The sequence below is a fragment of the Bacillus sp. FSL H8-0534 genome, from assembly GCF_038005885.1.
Taxonomy (GTDB): Bacteria; Bacillota; Bacilli; order Bacillales; family Bacillaceae_G; genus Bacillus_A; species Bacillus_A pseudomycoides.
This window is the reverse complement of sequence record NZ_JBBOUC010000001.1, coordinates 1,720,195-1,736,147: the sequence shown is the minus strand read 5'-3', so window position 1 is coordinate 1,736,147 and position 15,953 is coordinate 1,720,195. Positions and strand designations below refer to the sequence as shown.

Below are 15,953 nucleotides of genomic sequence, written 5' to 3'. Positions count from 1 at the left end.
GCTGTTGAAGGTTTTCCTTTCAACAGCTTTTTTTATGAGCAAATGTATTTTATATGAAATGCAAACTCGTATATAATTAAACTTTAAGAATAGGAAAATGTTAAGTAAAAGGTGGAATATATATTGAAGAATCAATATACAACCTTTTTTTAAGGTGGTAGAGAGGATCCGTCCAAGCATAGAAGCGGTCAGATCTTTTTCCTGCCCCATGCCAAGTGAAAACAAAGAGAGAAAATGAGTGTAGGTCACTTTTTGTTTTCATAACAGTAATGTATATGTTGAAATGGCAATGTAAATATAGAAGGTGGGGATAGTAGATGGATATCACTTCTATTGTGAACGAGCAAAAGTCATATTTTTATAAAGGTCACACAAGAAATATAGAAGAAAGAAAGCAACATTTAAAAAGATTATATGAAGGGATTCAGCGTTTTGAATCTGATATTTTTCAAGCGTTAAAATTGGATCTAAATAAATCAGATCATGAATCATTTACGACAGAGGTTGGATACGTATTAAAGGAAATTTCATTTTTAGTGAAACATCTTTCTTCATGGAGTAAGCCGAAGCGCGTTCGTACCGCACTTACACATGTTGGTTCGAAAGGAAAAGTGGTTCCAGAGCCTTATGGTGTTACCCTTGTAATGGCTCCGTGGAATTATCCCTTTCAACTTGCGGTTGCACCCCTTGTAGGGGCAATAGCCGCTGGAAACACGGTTGTATTAAAGCCGTCAGAATTGACACCTAATGTTTCTAGTCTTCTTGCAAATATGTTACAAGAGTTATTTCCGGCTGAACTTGTTGCGGTTGTTGAAGGCGGTATTGAGGAGAGTACAGCACTGTTAAAAGAGCCGTTTGATTATATTTTTTTCACCGGTAGCGTTGGAGTGGGTAAAATTGTTATGGAGGCGGCAGCTAAAAGTTTGATTCCCCTTACGTTAGAGCTTGGTGGAAAGAGCCCATGTATTGTGCATAATGATGCAAAGTTAGAAATAGCAGCAAGGCGCATAGTTTGGGGGAAATTCTTGAATGCGGGACAAACATGTGTTGCACCTGATTACATATATGTTCATTCTTCTGTAAAAGAACAATTTATTGAAGCACTACGAATTGAAATTAAAAATCAATATGGCGAAAAACCACTGCAAAATGAAAATTACGTTCGGATTGTCAGTAAACGTCATTTTGAAAGATTATGTTCTTTCTTACAAGATGGTAGGGTTGAAATTGGTGGGAAATATAATGAGGAAACTCTGCATATTGAGCCTAGTATTATAACGAATATTACATGGCAGGATTCCGTTATGGAAGATGAAATTTTCGGTCCGATTTTGCCGATTATAGAGTATGAGAAAATAGAAGACATCGTGGAAAGAATTCAGCGACAACCTAAATCATTAGCTTTATATGTATTTTCAGAGAGTAAAGAAATTCAAAGACAAATTACACGTAATGTCTCATATGGCGGTGGGTGTATAAATGACGTTGTATATCATCTTGCTACGCCATATCTACCCTTTGGTGGTGTTGGGAGCAGTGGATTAGGAAGTTATCATGGAAAACAAAGTTTTCGCACATTTTCACACTATAAAAGCATTTTATCCCAATCTACAGTATTTGATATGAAAATTCGTTATTCTTCTACAAAAAGTGCTTTAAAATTCATACGAAAGTTGTTAAAATGATGATGGTGTTTATCAGTAGGCGTAGCCGTATGATAAAAACCCCTTCTCGCCTGAAGGGGTTTTTCTGTTCGACATATGTATCATGCGAAAATGAATCAAACATACTACATAAAGAATAGATAAGGACGCTGTTAAACAATCGTTTTTGTTTGGATCGAAACAAAAGAATTGATAGAAAACTAATATTTATTCATGAATATAAAGATTAAAAATTTGAGGTAGATAGGACGGGAAAATGAAAAAGATTATTAAAGTTGAAGCAGTAGAAAAACATTTTGGAGATCAAGTGATTATACCACCACTTTCTTTAGATATTAAAGAAGGAGAATTTTTAACAATTCTTGGACCGAGTGGGTGTGGGAAAACAACGTTACTTCGTATGATTGCAGGTTTTGAAACTCCTACAAAAGGGAATCTCTTACTTGATGAGGATAGAATTAACGATTTACCACCTTATAAGCGTCATATGAACCTAGTGTTCCAGCATTATGCATTATTTCCACATATGACGGTGGAGAAAAATATTTGTTTTGGTATGAAGATGCAAAAAGTATCAGCGGCAGAACAAAAAGAACGTGCAGAAGAAGCGATGCGCTTAACGCAGCTCCTTGAATTCCGTAATCGTAAGCCTGCAAAACTTTCTGGTGGACAACAACAGCGTGTTGCAATTGCAAGAGCAATCGTAAATAATCCGCGTGTGTTATTACTGGATGAACCACTTGGAGCGCTTGATTTTAAGTTGAGAAAAGATTTGCAGCGTGAATTGAAAAATTTGCAGCGTAATTTAGGAATTACGTTCATTTATGTAACACACGATCAAGAAGAAGCAATGAGTATGAGTGATCGAATTGTTGTTATGAATAAAGGACATATTGAGCAAATCGGAACGCCAAAGGAAATTTATAAAGAACCGAAAACGTTGTTTGTTGCGACGTTCATTGGTGAAAATAATATTATAAAAAATGGGGAAAGCTACGTAGCAGTGCGCCCTGAAAATGTAAAAATACGTTCGGTTGAGCAACCGATTTTAAAAGAATACCATCTTGGGCATATTGAAGATGTTGAATTTGTTGGAAATATGGAAAAGCTTTATGTACGCGATGAAAAAACATCAGAACTATTAATGGCATATCAAACTGCCGAAGAAGCAGCGCAGTGGAGTATCGGTGATAATGTATATGTAGGCTGGGAGCAAGAGGATGAGGTGACCTTAAATTGAAAAAAGGGAAACTACTCGCATTACCTACAGTTACATGGTTGCTAATCTTCTTTTTATTTCCGCTTGTATTCGTATTAGCATTTGCGTTCTTACAGCGTGGAGCATACGGGACAGTGGAAATGCAATTTACATTAGATAATATATCGCGCGTGTTTGATCCGTTGTATATGAATACATTATGGGAAACAGTGAAAATTGCAGTTATTACAACAGTACTTTGCTTACTCATTGGTTATCCATTTGCATATACAATTACAATTGTTGATCGTAAATATCGTTCTATTCTTCTATTATTAGCAACGATTCCGTTTTGGATTAACTTTCTTGTGCGCTCATATGCATGGATTGTTATTTTACGTTCACAAGGTCTTGTAAATACATTATTGCTGAAGTTAGGCATTATTAATGAACCTTTAAATTTATTATATAATACACCATCTGTAATATTAGGAATGGTATATTCTTTACTTCCATTTATGATTTTACCAGTGTATGCAGCGATTGAGCAGCTTGATAAACGTAAGTTAGAAGCAGCATATGATCTAGGGGCAACACCAATGAAGGCATTTTGGAATGTGACATTGCCAATGACGATGTCAGGGGTCGCTACTGGTTCGATTCTAGTATTTGTTTCATCTATCGGAATGTTTGTTGTATCAGACGTCATGGGTGGATCAAAAGTAGCATTGATCGGAAACGTGATTCAAAACCAATTCTTAGGTGCGCGTGACTGGCCATTTGGATCTGCATTATCAATTATTGTTGTTCTGTTCTCTGTTCTGTTAATTTACTTATATTATCGTGCGACGAAAGTATATAAATACGGAAACGGAGGGGAATAGACAAAGATGAAGAAGTTTTTAGTATCTTATTCTTGGTTGATTTTATTGTTCTTGTATTTTCCAATGATGGTTCTAATGGTATATTCTTTTAACGATTCGCGTATTAACGCAGAATGGGAAGGATTTACCTTCCATTGGTATACAGATTTGTTTCAAAAGCAAGATGTCATTGATGCATTTGTAAATAGTATTACAATTGCAATCGTGACGACAGTTGTGACAACGGTTCTTGGCGTGATTTTTGCTGTTGCATTACATCGTTATAAATATCGTTTTGAAGGAGCAATTAATGGTCTTGTATATTTACCGATTCTAATTCCGGATATCTTAATGGGATTATCATTACTCATTTTATTTAGTCAAATTGGGATGGAACTTGGACAAGTTACCATTATTATTGCACATATTACATTTAGTATTTCGTTTGTTGTTGTGATTTTAGCAGCACGTCTTTCTGGTATGGGACGTGATTTAGAAGAAGCGGCGAATGATTTAGGTGCAACCCCATGGCAAACGTTTCGTTATGTAACGTTTCCAGGAATTGCACCTGGGGTTATTTCAGCGGCATTATTAACATTTACATTATCAATCGATGATTTTGTGATTAGTTTCTTCGTGTCTGGACCAGGATCAACAACATTGCCATTATATATTTACAGTATGGTGAAACGCGGAGTAACACCTGAAATTAATGCTCTTTCTACAATATTAATTGTTGTTATTGTTGGATTAATGGTTGCATCGGAAATATTCCGTAATAAAGGTGCAGATGGTGAAGAAAACTCTGGAGGACATCTTCCATTATAAGAGAGAATTACAAAGAACGAGGAGGCAATGAATCGATGAAATGGATGAAAACAATAGCTGGTGCAGCAATTAGCTTTAGCCTTGTTGCCGGTGTACTTGCTGGCTGTGGTGAAAAGAAAGAGGAGCTAAATATTTATAGCTGGGCTGATAACTTTGATGAGCAAGTGTTAAAGGATTTTGAAAAAAAATATAACGTGAAAATTAACTATGATAAATACGCAAGTAACGAAGAAATGCTTGCGAAATTACAAGCTGGTGGTGCAAAATATGATTTAATTCAACCGTCAGATTACATGGTTAAAACGATGGCAAAAATGGATTTATTAGAGCCATTGGACAAGAAGAACATTCCAAATGTAAAAAATCTTGTTTCAAATTTTAAAACACCTTCATTTGATCCAGAGAATAAATACTCGCTTGTATACACTTGGGGTGTAACAGGAATTGCTTACAATAAAAAGTATGTAAAAGAAGCGCCAACAAGTTGGAGCGACTTATGGAATGAGAAATATAAAGGACATGTTACTTTATTAAATGATTCTCGTGAAGTGTTAGGAGTGGGTCTGAAAAAGAATGGATTTTCAAACAGCACACAAAATGATGCAGAGTTAAAGACAGCAGCTGCTGACTTGCAAAAATTACTTCCTAACTTACTTGCATTTGATACAGATAATATTAAACAAAAGTTTATTACAGAGGATGCTTGGATTGGAACAGTCTGGTCTGGAGATGCAGCGTTCATTGCAAAAGATAATAAAGATGTAGAGTATGTTGTTCCAAAAGAAGGCGGTACAATTTGGGCGGATACATTAGCAATTCCAAAAGGTGCGAAACATAAAGATCTTGCCGAGAAGTTTATGAACTACTTAATGGATGAAAAAGTAAGTGTAAAAAACTATGAATCCATTGGATATAGTAATCCAAATGAAAAAGCATGGGAACTTCACAGTAAAGAGTATCGTGATAATCATATGATTTTCTTATCGAAAGACGAATTAGCTCGTACAGAGTGGCTTGTTGATGTAGACAATAAATTAAAAGAGTATGATCGTTACTGGACAGAGTTAAAAACAAAAGGAAAATAGAAACAGAGAACTGAATCTTTTAGGTGGGAGAGAGGGTACGGCCGGGCATAGAAGCGGTCGGATCCTTTTTTCGCCCCATGCCGCGTGAAAACAAAGGGAGAAAATGAGTGGAGATTCCTTTTTATTTTCATAGCCGCGATTTATGTGTTGGAAAAACAAACTGGATATATAATAAAATGCGGTTTCTAAATAGGAACCGCATTTTTTCATAATAGGAGGAAAAATTTGAAACGAAAATTACATCGATATGGGCTTGCTTGTATTCTCTTGTTGTTTGCTGCATTTGCTCTCATTGCTTGGAGAGTACAAGCAGATGGTGTAACAACACTTGATATATATGTGAAAGATCTTGTAAGAGGATTACAAACAGAAAGTTCACTTGTGTTTTTTACATATTTTACAAAAATGGGATCTGCAATTGGGATTATAAGCACGCTTATTCTTAGTCTGTTCGTGTTTTGGAAGAAACGTTACTATGCCGCGATGATTGTGTATCCTACGGCCGTGTTAATGACACATCTTGTGAATAAAGGAATAAAAGAAATGATGAAAAGAGATCGTCCGAGCTTAAATGAAGCGCTTGATGCCCTTGGATATAGTTTTCCGAGCGGCCATGCTATGCTATCAATGATTACGTATGGATTTCTTGCTTATATCATTGCTGCAAACGTAAAAAATGTGGCTGGGAAAGTTGTTATTACGATTGCGATGGCATTGCTAATCATATGGATTGGATTAAGTAGGATTATTTTATCTGTACATTATCCGACTGATATTTTAGCTGGCTATTGTTTAAGTGGTATGGCATTAATTATCGCTATTTATTTTCATCGCTTATTTTCGGAGCGATTTGGAACGAATCAAGAGAGATGAGACACGTCCGAAAAGGCTCAGATTACTGGGTTTTTCGGACGTTTTTTTTCATACCAAATTCTCTAATTGATTATGGTAATATGTGCTAAAATATATATAAATCCAAATGAAAAAACCGACATAAACCATTTTTTAGGTGGAAGAGAAGATCCGTCCGTGGATAGAAGCGGTCAGATCCTTTTTCAGCCCCATGCCAAATGAAAACAGAAAGAGAAAACAAGTAGCGGTCACTTTTTGTTCTTCGTCGCAGCAACTTATATGTCGAAAAATTAAAATGGATTTATATAGAAAGATTCACTAATTATATAAAGTAGGTGAAGATGTGTGAAGACAAATGTACATAAAATAGATAAATGGGGGAATTTCGGTAGTTTTCTTTATCAACTTCGCTATACAGTCATAATTACATTAGTTGTGTTAGCGATAGCACTCGGCATTTTCGCACCAAAACTTCCAGGGGTATTAGGGGGCGATGGTTTCCAAACAAAAGGAGACTATCAAACGACAAAAGCAATTTTAGATAAAGATTTTAAACAGTCTCAAGATACGCTCCTTCTTGTTTTCCAGAAGAACAAAGGAATTTCAAAAGAGGATTTTCAAAAAAGAATCGAAGACATTACAACAAGAATTCAAACGAAAGAAACGTATGATTCATTCCATCATCCATTAGAAAATAAAGAAATGTTACAAGACGATATTGCGTATGCGACAATTTTATTTTCCGGGAAAACAAGTAAAGAACGGAATGAAAAGACATTACAATTTGCAAAAGAAATAGAAAAGGAAAGTAACGATACTTTGAAAGTATCACCAACAGGTTTTCCAAAGATTAATGAAGAAATTAATGAGCGGACACAAAATGATTTGAAAGTAGCAGAAATGATCGGATTGCCAATTGCCTTTCTTGTACTACTATTTTCATTCGGTAGCTTGCTTGCTTCCATCTTGCCGATTTTAAATGGGGCCCTGAGTGTTATTAGTACAATGGGCATTTTATATTTTATTGGTGTAGATAAAGAGTTATCTATTTTTGTATTAAATGTTGCACCTATGATTGGGCTTGCGCTATCAATTGACTTTGCATTGCTGTTTGTGAATCGGTTTCGAGAGGAAGTGGCATATCGGACAGTAAAAGAGGCGATAGCTGTCACATATCAAACAGCGGGGCGTGCTATTGTATTTTCAGGGTTATGTGTTTTTGTTGGTTTATCCGGTTTGTTTTTCTTTGAAATTGATTATATTCAGTCTGTTGCGATTAGCGGGATGATTGTTGTTGTAATGAGTATGTTATTTTCACTTACACTTCTTCCGGCATTGTTATCGTTAATAGGGAAGCGAATCTTGAAAAGGGATCAAACTGCACCTCGCACTTCAAATATGTGGCGTAAGTTCGCTCAATTTGTTATGAAGCATCCTATTATGATGATTATCGTTGTTACATTGTTTATTATTGTCTGTTTGTTGCCGCTCCGTACTGCTAATCTGCAATTTCCTGGTGTAGAAGCATTGCCAGAGAAAAGTGATACACGAATTGCATATGAAAGGTATGAAGAGTCATTTAACAAAATTGTAAAAACACATGCTGATGTTACACTAGTACTAGAGATGAAAAGTAATGTCATAGAGAAAGAAAATTTACAGAAGTTAGAAGATGTTATTCAAAAACTGAAAAAAGATAAGCGTGTATATAAAGTAAAAGGTCTATATGACGAACTAAACGGTATGAAACCTGAACAGCTTGCTACATTGTTACAATCCCCACAGCGTACGCAAGTGGAACCTATACTGGAAGCATATACAAAAGGAAATAAAACAACTCTTCAAATTTCCTTGGATACAAAGCCGAGAACGGAAACTGCGAAGCAATGGGTTCGTGATTTTAAAGACACGTATAAAGATGACAGTATTACGTATTATTTAGGTGGTATGACAACATTTCAACAAGAGTTAGAGGATGAAATTAAAGATAAAGTTGTGGTTGGGATGTCTGTCATTTTCGGTTCCACTTTCTTTATTTTGCTCTTTGCATTCCGATCTATACTTATTCCAATTAAGGCCATTGTGATGAATGTACTTAGTTTAAGCGCAACCATTGGTATTGTGATTTGGCTATTTGAAGGTGGGCATTTTGGATTGGAAGAAAGTTCAGTTTTATTCGTGTTACCAATCTTTATATTCGGCCTTGTGTTCGGTTTAAGTATGGATTATGAAGTATTTCTTATTTCTCGTATTCATGAATTGTATGAAGAGACAGGAGATAATGATACGGCAACGTTAGAAGGACTTGTATCAACGAGTCGTATCATTACATCAGCTGCTCTCATTATGATTGTTGTAACAGGAGCATTTGCATTTACTGATATTTTACCAGTAAAGCAAATGGGACTCGGTGTGGCACTTGCTATTTTTCTTGATGCAACAATAATTCGACTTATGCTTGTACCAAGTTTAATGAAAATGTTCGGAGATTGGAACTGGTGGCTGCCGTTCCGAAAGAAAAAAGTAAAATCATCGGATTAAAAAAGCGCTCATCTTGTAGAGAGACCACTGAAAAACGGAAGTTTTTCAGTGGTCTTTTTTGATCCGCCATTCTTTCCATATATATTCATTTTGATTTACTGACATATCAATCGTAGATATGAACACAAAAGTGGTTCTTCTCTCATTTCCTCTCTCACCCAAAAAGAAAAGTTTTTTAGCAGTTTCTCTTATAGGATGAGCGCTTTTTTTTTATGAATAGCATTACCCTCTTTTTGCAAATAGTATGTGGTAAGAACAATACATATAAAAGCAGGTGAAGACAATGTTTCGCTATTTTAAATTTAAGTTAAATGATACTGTACAGTTTGCAGAAAATGATGGGCACATGTATCGCATTGTCGGCTATAGACTAGAAAAAGGGTTTTACCCAAAAGATGAATGGACTCATATTATTTATGAATTACTGAGGGAATTTGATGGGTACACAATGGATGCTGAAGAAGAGGAACTTGTGAAAGTAATTCAAGTGGAGGAAGAATATTATAAAATACATGAGATGTCCGGTTATCGGTACCCGGTGAAAATGAAATCGAAGCCAAAAGTTTCTCAGGAAGAAACGATAGATGATTTATTAGATGCTTACAATGACTACAAGCGATTAGCAGATTTTTTTAAAGATTTATCTTATGAGCAAAAAGCAGAACAAATGTTACGAGAAATGAAGAAATTACGTGCTTAGAGGGCAGTCTATGCAATAGACTGTCTTTTGCTTTAAACAATGCATAATGAATCATTTTCCGTTACAATAGTAGAATCAATAGAAATAAGGTGGATAAAGCATGGAAATGAAACGAAAGGGAGAATGGTGCGAAATTACGGTTCCTGCTAAATGGAGCGGTATCAGCATTGATTCTTTGTTAAAAGAAGAATGGGGCGTCCCAAAAAAACTATTACATCAACTTCGTATGGAAAAAGGTATCATCGTCAATGGAGAACGAAAACGATGGAGTGAACCTTTAGCAGAAGGAGATAAATTGCAAGTTCATATGTTTATCCAGGAAGAATATGGTGTCCAGCCGGAGTTCGGTGATTTAGAAGTGATATTTGAAGACGATCACGTATTAATTGTAAATAAACCTGCGCATATGGATACGCATCCTTCTAGCAAAGGTGGAACAGGAACACTTGCAAACCTTGTTGCTTTTCATTTACAAATGCAAGGTGTGGAGACGAAAGTACGGCATATTCATCGATTAGATAAAGATACAACGGGTGGCGTTGTATTTGCAAAGCATGGGATAGCTGGTGCTATTATGGATCGGTTATTAATGGAGCGTAACATTAAAAGAACGTATTTGGCATTGGTGGAAGGGAAAGTAAAAAAGAAGCAAGGGATAATTGACGCAGCGATTGGAAGAGATCGACATCATGCAACAAGACGCCGAGTTTCTTTAAAAGGCGATCAAGCGGTAACGCATTATCGGGTAGAGAAATATTTTAAGCATCAAGATGTAACGCTTGTAACGTTACAATTAGAGACAGGAAAAACACATCAAATTCGCGTTCATATGAGTCATAGTGGTCATCCACTAATTGGTGATACGTTATATGGTGGACAATCCACATATATGTCAAGTCAAGCCTTACATGCTATGCGGATTGCATTTTTACATCCAATTACAAAAGAAGAGATAACAGTAGAGGTTCCACTTCCTAGCTATTTAAATAACATCATGAAATCTTTCCAAACGTCGAACAAGTAAAGTTTTTCTGTTTAGTTGAGAAAGATATTTTTTGCAGGAAATTTTTTGTGAAAATCGAAGCCGTAAATAGAAAAGAGAGGTGAAGATTACTTGGTAAGATATAAATATATTATGGGTATATTTTTTGCTGGCCTTCTATTTACGTTGTTTCTATATCCAAATTTACCGAATTATCTAGCGGTGCACTGGAATCAGAATGGTGAACCAAATGAATATGCGAGGAAGCAAGTGGTGGTATTATTTATTCCTTATCTTATTGTTTTTTTTCATGGTCTGTTGTATATAATCTCACGTTACGTATATAAGTTTAATGAGAATGACCACTATATTGTGATGAGATTTAAAGAGAATGTATCGCTATTTTTATTATTTATTCATATGTTTATTCTTGCTATTGGCACTGGAATAGATATACCATTTCAAACGGGTCTTATAATAGGGATTAGCGCGTTTCTTTTTATGGTTAGTAAAGGATTTAAAAAAGGAAGAAAAAAAGAAGAGGAGCCGATTGTGTTACAGAAAATACGTTTGTTTAGTCAGCGTATTTTTCAATACATGTCGCTTATCATATTAATTTGTTTGTTTTTGAAACTACAATGGGGATTGTATCTACTAATCGGTGTGATTAGCTGTGGGTCTATTGCTTTTATGTGTTGTATTTTGTATTCATATATACTAGAAAATTATGAAACATAAAGTAAAACTTTAATCAGTGGGAGCTTCTTTATCCCCCTCCGCTGATTATCGGCCCTCACCAATCGGGCTTTTCCGGGCAGTTGATCCCAAAACCTAACGTCTTGTTTTCGCTGAATTTTGAGGTGGGGGTCTTACTGCTCGCGAATAGAGGGAAAAAGGAGTCTTCTATAATAGGAGACTCCTTATATATATAAATCCATTTTGATTTTCCAATATATAAGTCGCGGCTATGAAGACCAAAAGGAGACCTGCACCCATTGTCTCCTTTTGGTTTCACATGGCATGGGACAGAAAAAGGATCTGACCGCTTCTATGTGCGGCCAGATCCTCTCTCTCCCTCTAAAAAGAAAGGTTTTAATTCATATACTTACTTCGTAATAAATTGTTGTGTCCAGTAGTTTCCACTTTCAACATAACCAACACCGATGTGAGTGTAACCGCTATTTAAAATATTTGCACGGTGACCTTCACTATTCATCCAAGCTTGTACAACTTCTTCTGGTGTACGTTGGCCTTGTGCGATGTTTTCACCTGCAGATTTATAAGAAATACCGAACTTCTTCATCATATCGAATGGAGATCCGTATGTTGGGCTATTATGATCGAAGTAGTTATTTTTTTGCATATCTTCAGATTTAGCACGTGCAACTTTACTTAATTCAGCGTCAACTTTTAATGCTGGTAAGCCTTGTTTTGCACGCTCAGCATTTGTTAATTCAACAACGCGTTGTTCAAATTCGCTTAAAGAGCCTTTTGCTTCTTCAGCTGGCTTATTTTCAGCCGGTTTTTGTGCTTCATTGTTATTAGTATTGTTATTAGTATTGTTGTTGTTGTTGTTGTTGTTGTTTTCAGCCGGCTTTTGAGCCTCTGGTTTTGCTGTTTCTTCAGCCGGTTTTTGTTCTACCGGTTTAGTAGTTTCTGGTTTAGTAACCTCTGGTGTAGTAGGTACGTTTGGTTGCTGACCAGGAATGAAGCAGTTCCCTTGTTGGAATTTTACTTGATTCCATTGTGCTAGAGAGTTAATTCCCATAGATTGTAAGTATTTTTGTAATTCTTGTTGATTCATATGTTGCATAAAGACTTTGGAATGTTGAATATTCTGAACCTTTATTGTGGATGATTGTACCGTTGCTGCCTCGGCACTAAGAGTAGATGCTCCGAATGTAAATGCAGTTGCTGCTGCTACAGATAATAAAACACGCTTTTTCATGATATGTGTCCCCCTATGTAAAAGTTTTTTAACTGTTCTCACACAGATTTATTTTTGACAGCCTGTCCGACTGACAAATTCATCGTAGCATACAAATTGCCGGAAAAAAGATGGAAAAAAATACATAGACTATAAAATTACCTATTTTATCCTAGATTTAAATAAGAGATGAAATGCGAGAAAACTAGATTGTAAAAGGAAATTTCAGCATTTTTTGCCTTGCTTATAAAGGTGATATTTTGGGTGAAATTACCTATTTAGGAAAGATGAAAACCATTCACATCAAGGGTTTTACCACTTTTTTGAGGAATATAATGGATGCTTTTTTACGAAGTTGTAATCTTTTTGTTGTTCTTTTTTTATAGACGGTAACATATTTTTAATCTTGTAGCGAATAAAAAAGCGGCTATCTCTTTACATAGAAGAAAGAGATAGCCGTTTTCACATTGTTACATATATTACAAGTTTGATTCAATTGCTTCTAATAATAAATCTACAATATGAATACCTCTCATTTTATGAGAAAGCTTTTCACGTTCAATGCCGAGTTTCATTTGTAGTAAGCACCCTGGATTTGCAGTGACAATTATTGTTGCATCGGTTTCATGAACACGTTCCATTTTGTAATCTAAAAATTCCATGGATAATTCCGAATGTACAATATTATAAATACCAGCAGAACCACAGCAACGATCCGCTTCTTTCATTTCACGATATGTCACACCTTGAATTGCTTGTAAGAGCATACGAGGTTGAGAAGATGTCCGCATGACATTACGCAAGTGACAAGAGTCTTGATACGTAATAATTTGCGGAGGAAGGCGTAAATCAGTTCGTTTATGAAAATCTAATTCTACTAAAATAGCAGTGATATCTTTTATTTTCGTAACAAATTGTTTTGCGCGTTCTGCCCATTTTGGATCATCTTTTAATAAGTAGTCATAATCTACGAGATACGCGCCACAACCACCGGCGTTTGTAATAATATAATCAATTTTTAAATCTTCAAAGGCTTGGATGTTTCGTTTTGCAAGCTCTTTTGCGCCACTTTTTTCTCCGGCATGACCATGTAGTGCTCCGCAGCAATTTTGTTCTTTTGGAATCACAACATCACAGCCAGCAAGTTGAAGGAGTTTCATCGTAGCGTTGTTTGTTTCCAAAAACATTGTATCCATTAAACAGCCAGTAAAGAAAGCAACACGTTTTTTCTTTGTTGTTTCAGCTGGTAAAAATTCAGGGCGATTTTTCATTTCTTTCATCTTAGGTACTTTTGGTAAGACGAGATCCATTGTTGCGAGTGTTTCTGGGAACAACTTCATAATGCCTGTTTTATGTGTTAACGTTTGTAAGCCAGAGCGTTGATAAAAACCGATTAGTCCTGTTAATGTTCGCATGCGATTTTGGTGAGGGAATAAGCCTTCGAATACAATTTTGCGAACAGCTTTGACGGGCATTGAGAACTTTTTATTTTGATTCATAATATCGCGTGCTTCTTCTAATAAATGTCCGTAATTTACGCCAGATGGGCAAACAGGTTCACAAGCGCGGCACCCAAGGCAAACATTTAATGTATTTTCAATATCTTCATCCGGCTCAATTAATCCATCGACAACGCCCTTCATTAAAGCGATACGACCGCGCGGGGAATGAGACTCTTTATATCCAGATTGAATATAGGTAGGACAAGTTGGTAAACAAAATCCACATCGCATACAGTTTAATAATTCATCTTCATTCAGGCGTTCTTTAAATGCTTTTTGAATCTGTCCCTTATTTAATGTTGTCATCTTTCTACCACCACTCTTTTACGAGAGTCCTTGGCAAACATTTTTCCAGGATTCATAATGTTATGTGGATCGAAAGCTTGCTTAATACCTTTCATAGCAGCGATGCCTTCTTTTCCTAATTTCAACTCTAAATAAGGAGCTTTCATGGCACCAACGCCATGTTCACCTGTAATGGTACCACCAAGTTCAATTGCCTTTTCGAAAATTTCTGCAAAGGCTTGTTCAGCACGGTGCATTTCTTCAGCATTACGAGCATCGGTCATACATGTTGGATGTAAGTTTCCATCACCAGCATGCCCAAATGTACAAATAGAAATATCATATTTTTTAGCGATGGCATTAATTGCTTCAACCATAGGAGCAATTTGAGAACGTGGTACAGTAGCATCTTCTAAAATTGTGGTAGGTTTCAGTCTTGCTAGAGCAGAGAGCGCACTGCGACGCGCTGTACGGAGTGCATCTGCTTCTGTTTCATCCTTTGCAATACGAACATCAACCGCATGCATAGAACGGCAAACTTCAGCCATTTTTTCAATATCGCGGTTCACAACTTCAGGAGAGCCATCTTGTTCGATTAGGAGAATTGCTTTTACATCTGTTGGTAAACCAATCTGTGCAAATTCTTCTACCACTTCAATTGTTGGTTGATCTAAAAATTCAAGTGTTGCTGGAATAATTTTATTGGCAATAATTGCTGATACAGCACGAGCGGCTTCATTGATGTCTTGATATAATGCAAGCATTGTTTTCTTTGTTTCAGGCATTGGAACAAGTTTTAAAATGGCTTCTGTTACAACACCAAGTGTGCCTTCAGAGCCGATGAATAGGCGAGTTAAATCATAGCCAGCTACATCTTTTGCTAATTTACCACCGGTGCGAATGATATCACCATTTGGCAAGACAATCTCAAGGCCCATAACATAATCTCGTGTTACACCGTATTTTAAACCCCGTAAGCCACCGGAATTTTCATTGATATTCCCACCGATTGTAGAAATCTTCATAGAGCTTGGATCTGGTGGATAAAATAGCCCTTTTTCTTCCACTGCTTTAATAATATCAAGTGTAATGACACCAGCTTGCACGGTAATTGTTAAGTTTTCTTCATCTATTTCTAAAATATGATTCATATGGCGGAAGATAAGAACAACTCCGCCTTCAAGTGGACATGTTCCTGCGCAAAGGTTTGTTCCAGAGCCTCGTACGTAAACTGGAACTTTATGATTGTTACATACTTTTAATATTTCAGCTACTTCGTTCGTGTTGCGTGGTGCGACAACCGCATCGGGCATCGCTTGGAAATTTGGAGTTGCATCGTAGCTATAGGTTAAACGTCCCATGTTGGACGTATCTACATTATCTTTGCCAACAATGGATACGAATGAATCAATAATATGTTGTTCTAACATTAGAAAATCCCCCTCAAACTGTTAACTTGTTTATCCTATTCATAAGAGTTTGACTCATTTCATCATTCAGTGACTATTTACTGAATGATGAAAATA

Annotated in this window: 13 protein-coding genes; 10 read left to right on the top strand and 3 right to left on the bottom strand. The window is 36.2% G+C overall.

Annotation, left to right across the window (positions count from 1 at the left end):
- The first annotated feature begins 317 nt into the window (after positions 1-317).
- The 10 genes from MHH71_RS09140 (at position 318) to MHH71_RS09095 (ending at position 11,451) form a co-directional block, all read left to right on the top strand.
- Positions 318-1,685: an aldehyde dehydrogenase gene (locus tag MHH71_RS09140; protein WP_006094075.1), complete on the top strand. Its 1,368-nt coding sequence runs from the start codon at positions 318-320 to the stop codon at positions 1,683-1,685.
- A gap of 235 nt (positions 1,686-1,920) precedes the next feature.
- Positions 1,921-2,904, top strand: a complete 984-nt coding sequence (gene potA, locus MHH71_RS09135) for a spermidine/putrescine ABC transporter ATP-binding protein PotA (RefSeq protein WP_006094076.1) — start codon at positions 1,921-1,923, stop codon at positions 2,902-2,904.
- Positions 2,901-3,746, top strand: coding sequence for a spermidine/putrescine ABC transporter permease PotB (gene potB / locus MHH71_RS09130; protein WP_018764143.1), 846 nt, complete (start codon positions 2,901-2,903; stop codon positions 3,744-3,746). The genes potA and potB overlap by 4 nt, the downstream gene beginning before the upstream one ends.
- Positions 3,747-3,752: 6 nt before the next feature.
- Complete coding sequence (gene potC / locus MHH71_RS09125) at positions 3,753-4,553, top strand: spermidine/putrescine ABC transporter permease PotC (RefSeq protein ID WP_003206425.1); 801 nt, start codon at positions 3,753-3,755, stop codon at positions 4,551-4,553.
- 35 nt (positions 4,554-4,588) lie between these two features.
- Positions 4,589-5,638, top strand: a complete 1,050-nt coding sequence (locus MHH71_RS09120) for a polyamine ABC transporter substrate-binding protein (RefSeq protein WP_003196038.1) — start codon at positions 4,589-4,591, stop codon at positions 5,636-5,638.
- A gap of 225 nt (positions 5,639-5,863) precedes the next feature.
- On the top strand, positions 5,864-6,511 hold the full coding sequence (locus MHH71_RS09115; RefSeq protein WP_006094077.1) for a phosphatase PAP2 family protein: 648 nt from the start codon (positions 5,864-5,866) through the stop codon (positions 6,509-6,511).
- A gap of 324 nt (positions 6,512-6,835) precedes the next feature.
- Positions 6,836-9,031 (top strand): MMPL family transporter, encoded by a 2,196-nt coding sequence (locus MHH71_RS09110; protein ID WP_006094078.1) that lies wholly within the window; start codon positions 6,836-6,838, stop codon positions 9,029-9,031.
- Between the two features lie 283 nt (positions 9,032-9,314).
- The gene (locus MHH71_RS09105) at positions 9,315-9,731 is read left to right on the top strand and encodes a hypothetical protein (RefSeq protein ID WP_003206419.1); all 417 of its coding nucleotides are present in this window, start codon (positions 9,315-9,317) and stop codon (positions 9,729-9,731) included.
- 100 nt (positions 9,732-9,831) lie between these two features.
- A complete protein-coding gene (locus tag MHH71_RS09100) occupies positions 9,832-10,755 on the top strand; it encodes an RluA family pseudouridine synthase (RefSeq protein ID WP_003196042.1) in 924 nt (307 codons plus the stop codon).
- 90 nt (positions 10,756-10,845) lie between these two features.
- Positions 10,846-11,451, top strand: coding sequence for a DUF1648 domain-containing protein (locus MHH71_RS09095; protein WP_018764147.1), 606 nt, complete (start codon positions 10,846-10,848; stop codon positions 11,449-11,451).
- Positions 11,452-11,818: 367 nt separating this feature from the next.
- Here the strand turns inward: MHH71_RS09095 and MHH71_RS09090 are convergent, their stop codons facing one another.
- The 3 genes from MHH71_RS09090 to glcD form a co-directional block, all read right to left on the bottom strand.
- Positions 11,819-12,661, bottom strand: a complete 843-nt coding sequence (locus MHH71_RS09090; protein WP_006094079.1) for a CAP domain-containing protein — start codon at positions 12,659-12,661, stop codon at positions 11,819-11,821.
- A gap of 458 nt (positions 12,662-13,119) precedes the next feature.
- Complete coding sequence (locus tag MHH71_RS09085; RefSeq protein WP_033798750.1) at positions 13,120-14,448, bottom strand: (Fe-S)-binding protein; 1,329 nt, start codon at positions 14,446-14,448, stop codon at positions 13,120-13,122.
- Positions 14,445-15,857, bottom strand: a complete 1,413-nt coding sequence (gene glcD / locus MHH71_RS09080; RefSeq protein ID WP_006094081.1) for a glycolate oxidase subunit GlcD — start codon at positions 15,855-15,857, stop codon at positions 14,445-14,447. Before glcD ends, MHH71_RS09085 begins: the two co-directional genes overlap by 4 nt.
- Positions 15,858-15,953: the final 96 nt, after the last annotated feature.

Coding starts and splice junctions, on each gene's coding strand:
- MHH71_RS09140 (WP_006094075.1), top strand. CDS start 318: ATGGATATCACTTCTATTGTGAACGAGCAAAAGTCATATTTTTATAAA.
- potA (WP_006094076.1), top strand. CDS start 1,921: ATGAAAAAGATTATTAAAGTTGAAGCAGTAGAAAAACATTTTGGAGAT.
- potC (WP_003206425.1), top strand. CDS start 3,753: ATGAAGAAGTTTTTAGTATCTTATTCTTGGTTGATTTTATTGTTCTTG.
- MHH71_RS09120 (WP_003196038.1), top strand. CDS start 4,589: ATGAAATGGATGAAAACAATAGCTGGTGCAGCAATTAGCTTTAGCCTT.
- MHH71_RS09105 (WP_003206419.1), top strand. CDS start 9,315: ATGTTTCGCTATTTTAAATTTAAGTTAAATGATACTGTACAGTTTGCA.
- MHH71_RS09100 (WP_003196042.1), top strand. CDS start 9,832: ATGGAAATGAAACGAAAGGGAGAATGGTGCGAAATTACGGTTCCTGCT.
- MHH71_RS09090 (WP_006094079.1), bottom strand. CDS start 12,661: ATGAAAAAGCGTGTTTTATTATCTGTAGCAGCAGCAACTGCATTTACA.
- MHH71_RS09085 (WP_033798750.1), bottom strand. CDS start 14,448: ATGACAACATTAAATAAGGGACAGATTCAAAAAGCATTTAAAGAACGC.
- glcD (WP_006094081.1), bottom strand. CDS start 15,857: ATGTTAGAACAACATATTATTGATTCATTCGTATCCATTGTTGGCAAA.